Origin of the sequence: Nostoc sp. NMS9, from assembly GCF_017114995.1 — a bacterium.
Classification (GTDB): Bacteria; Cyanobacteriota; Cyanobacteriia; order Cyanobacteriales; family Nostocaceae; genus Nostoc.
In genome coordinates this window covers 38,794-45,880 of sequence record NZ_JABXKL010000087.1, presented here as the reverse complement: position 1 = coordinate 45,880, position 7,087 = coordinate 38,794, and the positions used below count along the sequence as shown (strand labels likewise).

Sequence of the window (7,087 nt, the reverse complement as noted above, 5' to 3'; positions counted from 1 at the left end):
TTAGCGCAAGTAAATTGGCCGGATGTATGATATTCTTGATTTATAGGGAATCTAATACCAGAAAAAAAACTCCTTAGATTCCTTTGAAGTGAGTATCAGCCAGCCTCATCAGTTATTGGTGACGGCATAACGTTAATCGAAGTGGAGCAAAACCGCCTAAAAATCGGTTTTTCGTTTGGCGAAGCCATTGCCATAGCGTAGGCTGGACTGATTTTTTTATGTATCTTCTTTGCAGCCAAAATAATGCTTGTCTTGCTGTGATGAAGTAAAAGTTTCTCATGCACCTGCCGTATCTTTGGAAGTTTTTTTAATTTTTGGTGACAGGATTGGAACTAATTTTTAGCACCCTTGTTGTATCTCGCATCCCACTAATATTTACTGACATATCTGTAAAAAGCTGTTTAACTTCTAGTAGATAACTGCAAGATTTATAGTACTGAATAGACAGCTAATCTCCACTATCTAACAGCATCAATGCAGTCACAAACTGGGTAGTAAATACTTTCAAGAATTACAACTCCAATTGGATTCAATACTCTGCTTGATTACACCATAATCTTGAAGCCGGATCAATAAGTCTGCGCCATTATTGAGGTTTTTATGCGGAAAATCGCTATTTATGGAAGAGGGGGAGTTGGCAAATCCACAACGACTCAAAACGTCGTAGCTGGACTGACCGATATGAGTCGTAAGGTGATGGTTGTAGGGTGTGACTCGAAAGCAGACTCCACTCGGCTCCTCTTGGGGGGATTCCACCAGAAGATTGTACTCGATACGTTGCGTAAAGAAGAAGATGATGTGAATCTAGAAGATTTCCGCCAGGAGGGATGGGGGAAGACGCTGTGTGTGGAATCGGGTGGGCCGGAACCTGGTGTGGGATGTGCAGGTAGAGGCATTCTGACATCAATTGGGTTGCTGGAACAACTTGGTGCTTATGATGATGCAGTTAGACTTGATTATACATTTTATGATGGTCTGGGTGACGTAGTATGCGGTGGATTTGTCATGCCCATTCGTGAACGCAAAGCTCAAGAAGTTTACATTATGACTTCTGGGGAAATTATGGCAATGTATACCGTTAATAACATCTGCCGAAGCATTCAAAAGTATGCTCCGATAGGCGGTATACGTTTGGGAGGATTGATTTGCAACTCTCGCAAAGTCGATGAGGAAAATGATTTGATCGAGGCTCTGGCAGAGAAACTGGGGACTCAAATGATCTACTCCATACCCAGAGACAACATGGTGCAACGGGCAGAGTTCCACCGCAAGACAGTGATTGAGTATGCTCCTGAGTCTGAACAGGCGCAGCACTATCGCAACCTGGCAACGGCAATTGACCAAAACACAGATTTTGTGACTCCGAAATCTATGTCTAACGATCAGCTAGAGGAACTGCTGGTGAAGTTTGGGTTGTTTGACTAGGACGATGCAGTAGGGGTTACCCCTCATACAAAGTGTCTGGAGCAATGGCAATCTCTTACTCGAAACAGCAGAAAAAACTGCGTAAACTTCTTACCACATTTGAGAAATCGGCGTTCTGAACTACGCCAAAATTCGTCTACCTCATGGAAGGAGGAGAACTCATTATGTTGACTGAAGAGGTTTTAGTCCAAAAATTTACTACCGTAGTCAAGGGACGCTGTGCCAAAGTCGGCGAGTTGCTCCAGTACTGCCACGTCGAACTCGTAAACTCTTACTGGGGCTGTCCTCCAAAACTTATACAACATTTTGTTGTTTATTATCCTAATATGCTGTTTGCCTCAATTAATGCCTACAAAGACGTTTTTAGAGGCGTTGCCCAAGATTTGGGGATATGTGAGGCTGTTTGCATAAATGCCACACGCATTATCCGCGATCCTGCCTCAAGGTTGAAGGAAAAGAACCCAATCTTATGGTTGGAACTCCAGTGGGTAGCGGTACCAACTAAAAAAGGCAATTGGCATTTAGATCAGGATTTACCGCACTCGGACGAATGGCACTAAGAAAAGCCCAAAGGTTTGTGTAGCCTCGTTCCTAGTCTTAAGACTGGGAATGTATTCCGAGAGGGCTGCTGCCTCTCGTCAAGAAAGAGGAGGCGGAGCCTACCAGAATGGCTTCCCAGCCTGGAGGCTGGGAACCAGTTAGGGCAAGGGCTGTATCTTAATTTAGTGCCATTCCGCACTCGGAATAAGTTTTCTTTTGGTGATGTAGGCATCGCCTTAGTTAGCGATCGCTAAATTGCTAAATAGTATCTAAAATTGCAAGTATTTTAGCAAGATGCATGTTATGCTTGCATAAAATAAGCGAAATTGTCAAAACATCAACATGTCTTCCAACAAAAACGGCAAACACTAGAAAACTTTGCTATTGACCCAACAAATTTAAGTTTGTCCGCTGCGGCTTTTTCTAACGGAGAGATACAGCCTCATGAAACTGGATGTGAATCTTTGCAATAACCTGAAGTCAATTAGAACTCGCTTGGGCATGAGTCAACAAGAATTAGCTAATATAGCTGGCGTAACTCGTCAGAGTATTGGTGGTGTGGAATTGGGACAATATGCTCCTTCTGTTGCTATGTCACTACGTTTAGCTAAAGCGCTTGGTTGCCAAGTCGAGGACTTATTCTGGTTTGAGGAAGATTTACCAGAAGTTGAGGCAATTCTTGTGGGATCAGCCCCTAAGCAACAGCAATCACGAGTTAGTCTAGCGCGGGTTGGGGATCAATGGATAGCTTATCCCCTTGTTGGGAATGATGCTTTTCGGATCGAAATGATTCCAGCTGATGGTGAGACAGTTGCGGTGAGTCATCCCGTTGGGAGTGGGGAACCCGTTCATCCTTACGGGTTTCCCAGCATTAGCAAATTGCCATTAGCGTTAGAGGTAGCTAGTAACGAGCCTCACTCTGAAGGTGAAGCACAGAGCCAGAATGGTACAAATAAAGTCCAGGTTCGGCTTCTGGATGATATAGATAAACTGCACAATACAGTTGTGATTGCTGGTTGTACACCTGTGCTTTCCCTCTTGGCAAGAGCAACTGAACGTTGGCATCCAAAACTACGAATTCATTATCGTTTCGCCCATAGTGCGGCTGCATTGCGTAGTTTGTGCCGAGGTGAAGTTCACATTGCAGGTATGCACTTATACGATGCTGATACTGGGGAACATAACATTCCCTTTGTGCGGGAAGCTTTAACAGGTAAGAGTGCCGTTTTGATTACCCTTGGAGTTTGGGAAGAAGGTTTGTTAGTCGCACCAGGAAACCCGATGGGAGTTAAAACAGTTTCTGACTTAGTAGAATTTGGAGCAACTATTGTTACCCATGAAGTGGGTTCTGGTAGTCGGATGCTTTTAGAACGGAAACTCCAAGAAGAAGGAGTGCCATTGCACAAAGTTAAAGGATCTGACCATATCGTTCACAGCCATCAAGATGTTGCCTTATCTGTAGTCTCAGGAATCGCTGATGCAGGTATCAGTACGGCATCTATAGCTGCTGCCTTTGGGTTGGGATTTATCCCCCTTCATCGGGCGCGATATGACTTGGTGATTATTAAAGAATACTTGGAAGAAGTACCAGTAAAGCAGTTTCTCAGTATCTTGGGACATCAGCTAGTGCGATCGCAACTAGAGATTCTCGGTGGCTATGACACTAGCAATATTGGGGAAGTTGTAGCAAATATTTCATAATTCGTAATACTCGCCAAAGGCGAGAAGCAAGCTACGTAATTCGTAATTATTACCGCACGGCTAAGGAATATGTCTTTTACTTTCCACAACTCAAGTTAGCTGCTCTGTCTTTCAATTACTAATTAACGCGATGTGCAACTTATCCTTAGAATCCTACTTCCATTCCTCTTCCCCACTCCTGAGAGGCTTTGATTCTTAGTCCTCAACGCTACAAGGGTTGGGGTTAGGTCTGAAGGAAAGTTGCACACGGCGTCAATTATTCAAGTAAATCAAAATCACCCAACAAGTTAGCTGGTCATGAATCATCACTTCACTATGAACAAACATCCCGTTCAGATTAACGATACAACCTTGCGAGATGGTGAACAAGCTGCGGGTGTAGCCTTTAACGTTGAAGAAAAAATTGCGATCGCCACTTTTCTTGATGCCATTGGTGTTCCAGAATTGGAAATTGGCGTTCCGGCAATGGGACAAGAAGAAGCAGAATCGATCCGAGCGATCGCTAATCTGGGATTAAATGCCCAATTACTTGGCTGGAACCGTGCTAAATTGTCCGATATTCAGGCATCTATAGATTGTGGTTTGGAACGGGTGCATATTTCCGTTCCCGTCTCGGAAATTCAGATTGCCGCCAAGTTTGGGGGTAAGCAGCAGGTAATGCTGGATCTTCTGCGGGATGCGATTAATTTCGCTTGCGATCGCGGCTTATCTGTATCTGTTGGCGGAGAAGATTCTTCCAGAGCCGATCCATCTTTTCTATTGGATGTGGCGTATTATGCTCAAGAGTTGGGAGCTTTCCGGTTTCGCTTTTGTGACACTGTAGGAATTCTCGACCCTCTAAACACTTACAGCAAAGTTCGCTCCCTTGTGCATCATCTATTCATTCCCATAGAAATGCACACGCATAATGATTTTGGATTGGCAATGGCGAACTCGCTAGCTGGTATTGAAGCAGGGGCACGATCAGTCAACACTACAGTAAATGGGATTGGCGAACGCGCAGGTAATGCGGCGCTGGAAGAAATGGTGATGGCACTGAAACACCTCTACGGCATTCCAACGGGTATTAATACAAAACGATTGCTGGAACTGTCACGGTTAGTTGCTAAAGCTGCTAACTGGCCGATTCCTCCCTGGAAAGCGATCGTGGGTGAAAATACCTTTGCACACGAATCGGGCATTCATGCTCATGGTGTGTTGCAAAATCCCGGTACTTACGAACCGTTTGCGCCGGAAGATGTTGGTTGGGAACGTCGCTTGGTAGTAGGCAAACATTCCGGTCGGCATCTGATCATCAGTGTGCTGCAAGAACATGGAATCATACTCAGTCAGCCAGAAATTCAATCAGTGCTGGATGCTGTAAAGCATGAATCAGTAAAAGTTAAGCGCAGTCTAACGGTTGAAGAACTCCTGAGTTTTGTTCCCCAAAGGTAAATGCACAACACCTATCAAAACATTACAGGGAAATGGAGAGTAGGGAGTGGTGTAGTTAAATTACTTGAAAAACGCTGAAGTTAGATTGTCCTTTTACCAATTAAAACGTAAGTATATGAGCTTGTAAGCTTTCAGTCAGTTTGACCAGAAATCAAAAGTGAAGTTGGTTAAGAAAGCATCACAATTCTCTCCCAGGTTAGCGATCGCAATCATTGTACCAACTGCTAGAATATTACCAATTATGTTGGTAGCAACTATGCCAAGAAAAGAGCAAGGATGGATCACTTTTCAATTGTCTCCAGAAGAACGGCAACTTCTAGAGCAGTACTGCAAGCAGTTCCAACGCACTAAGACTGATGTTTTGCGCTCCCTGTTGCGTAGTCTCCAAGCACAATCACTCAAACAGGAGGGAAAGCAGTTTGATTCTGGGGAGGTTGATCTCGATCTACTTTGAGCAGTGTTGAAGAATCGCTATCGGTAAAGCCAGTTTTCTTGTAGTCAAACAAATTTGTAATGGGGTTGGTAATCCCTCTGGAATTGTAAAAAAGCGTTCAAGTTCAAAAGTTGACTATGACAAATCCTACAAAACTATTGCGATCGGGTGAAATTCCTTTCAATTCCGAAATTGATTGCAATGACTCTCTAAGCGTTCCGGTGTTGAAACTTCTGCGGCTTGAGCAAAGCTTCTTGATGCAGAGCTAAATCGATTGTTGATCGTCTAATGCCACTTGATATCCAGGGTAGTCAGGATTGGTTAATTCTACTAAAGCATTTTTTTCTACCATGCTTAATTTTGATTCCATTCGTGCCACAGCAATGCAAAAAGTCCCATATAATTGGGCTTTGATCAAAAACCTGCTTTCACCAGAAGCAAGCTTAGAACTAACTGCGAGTTTTCCCCACGAAGAGTTTCGCCTGTCGGAGGGAGAGGGATACGGATACTCTTGGGGAAAGATGCTTGCCACTAGCGAGGATATTTCCTTGATGCTCAAATCTAGCGATAATCGCTGGCGAGAGCGGATGGCACAAGGCAGACTTACTTATGACTTGAGACACCTGAGTAAAGTCTGGCGACAGTTGATAGAAGGACTGTGGACAGATTCTTACCGCGCAGCAATAGCTGAAATGTCTGGGTTGGAACTAAAAGACTGTGTAATGGATATTGGATTTCGCCGATATCAATTAGGACAGTTGCATCACCCTCATACAGACGAGCCGAGCAAAGTTTTAACTCATCTGCTATTTTTCAATCAACAATGGTCTGTAGACTGGGGAGGCTGTTTGCGAATTCTCAAAGATTCCCAGCCGGAATCTGCCTTCCAAGATATTCTACCCCTTAGTGATTCCTCAGTTGCGATCGCGCGTTCTGACAATTCTTGGCATATGGTAACTCCGCTTACTTCCCCTGTATCTGAGTCTCGGCTAGCTTTACGAGTTGCTTTTTTTCGGAATAATCGCCTAACTTCAGATTTTGGAGAAACCCAGCTAGCTGCGTAGCAGTCAAGTATTCTTCTATAGAGGCTTAATATGAATAAAGGGCGTTGCAGAACAGCGGGATGAATTGGGGTAAGCAGGGGGAAAGATTTTATCAGTTGCTAAATCATCCTGCTTTCTCTGCAACACCGAATAAATGATTCTATGATTTCACGAACATTCTGTCCGAATAGTTCTAAGTTAAACTGTATAGTAGCCTGTGTAAGGGTTGCTTCAAGGGCGGAGGGGCAAAGGGGCTTTAGCTTCAAATGATAGAGTATTATCCTCCTTTTGTTACTTCCGTCAGAGAAAATTCCAAAGTTCATATTTCAAAAGGCTTTTATCCATCAGATATCGATGGGCTTAACGAGTGAAACTTAACCAAGCTGAAATCCTTGATTAACAATGTCTTGCTTTTCTAAATTGACAGAATAAGGATCGTATCGATTTTTGTTAGTTAATCAACCTCCTTGTTTTTCGTCGTTGAGAGTCTCTTTGAAAACATAAAAAAGTG

The 7,087-nt window shown here is 43.7% G+C and carries 6 protein-coding genes and 1 pseudogene; all 7 read left to right on the top strand.

Translation table 11 applies throughout. The features are described from left to right. The first annotated feature begins 600 nt into the window (after positions 1 to 600). The 7 genes and pseudogenes from nifH (at position 601) to HWQ40_RS28305 (ending at position 6,597) form a co-directional block, all read left to right on the top strand. Entirely contained in the window at positions 601 to 1,425 is an 825-nt protein-coding gene (gene nifH, locus HWQ40_RS28335; RefSeq protein ID WP_292784833.1) for a nitrogenase iron protein, read from the top strand. Between the two features lie 164 nt (positions 1,426 to 1,589). Continuing rightward, positions 1,590 to 1,985 carry a hypothetical protein gene (locus tag HWQ40_RS28330; protein WP_292784831.1) on the top strand — a complete coding sequence of 132 codons (396 nt, stop codon included), beginning with the start codon at positions 1,590 to 1,592 and terminating at the stop codon, positions 1,983 to 1,985. A gap of 424 nt (positions 1,986 to 2,409) precedes the next feature. Beyond that, the gene (locus tag HWQ40_RS28325; RefSeq protein WP_292784830.1) at positions 2,410 to 3,666 is read left to right on the top strand and encodes a substrate-binding domain-containing protein; all 1,257 of its coding nucleotides are present in this window, start codon (positions 2,410 to 2,412) and stop codon (positions 3,664 to 3,666) included. A 315-nt stretch (positions 3,667 to 3,981) separates the two neighbouring features. Further along, the gene (gene nifV / locus HWQ40_RS28320; RefSeq protein WP_292784827.1) at positions 3,982 to 5,100 is read left to right on the top strand and encodes a homocitrate synthase; all 1,119 of its coding nucleotides are present in this window, start codon (positions 3,982 to 3,984) and stop codon (positions 5,098 to 5,100) included. A gap of 256 nt (positions 5,101 to 5,356) precedes the next feature. Further along, positions 5,357 to 5,485, top strand: a pseudogene (locus HWQ40_RS28315) (CopG family transcriptional regulator); the annotation flags it as partial. A gap of 185 nt (positions 5,486 to 5,670) precedes the next feature. After that, on the top strand, positions 5,671 to 5,802 hold the full coding sequence (locus HWQ40_RS28310) for a hypothetical protein (protein ID WP_292784824.1): 132 nt from the start codon (positions 5,671 to 5,673) through the stop codon (positions 5,800 to 5,802). Between the two features lie 48 nt (positions 5,803 to 5,850). Next, the gene (locus HWQ40_RS28305) at positions 5,851 to 6,597 is read left to right on the top strand and encodes a 2OG-Fe(II) oxygenase (RefSeq protein ID WP_292784823.1); all 747 of its coding nucleotides are present in this window, start codon (positions 5,851 to 5,853) and stop codon (positions 6,595 to 6,597) included. Positions 6,598 to 7,087 lie beyond the last annotated feature (490 nt).

Bases quoted from the DNA above. Each gene is read 5' to 3' on its own strand.
- HWQ40_RS28310 (WP_292784824.1), top strand. From the start codon at position 5,671: ATGACAAATCCTACAAAACTATTGCGATCGGGTGAAATTCCTTTCAAT.
- HWQ40_RS28330 (WP_292784831.1), top strand. From the start codon at position 1,590: ATGTTGACTGAAGAGGTTTTAGTCCAAAAATTTACTACCGTAGTCAAG.
- nifH (WP_292784833.1), top strand. From the start codon at position 601: ATGCGGAAAATCGCTATTTATGGAAGAGGGGGAGTTGGCAAATCCACA.
- nifV (WP_292784827.1), top strand. From the start codon at position 3,982: ATGAACAAACATCCCGTTCAGATTAACGATACAACCTTGCGAGATGGT.
- HWQ40_RS28325 (WP_292784830.1), top strand. From the start codon at position 2,410: ATGAAACTGGATGTGAATCTTTGCAATAACCTGAAGTCAATTAGAACT.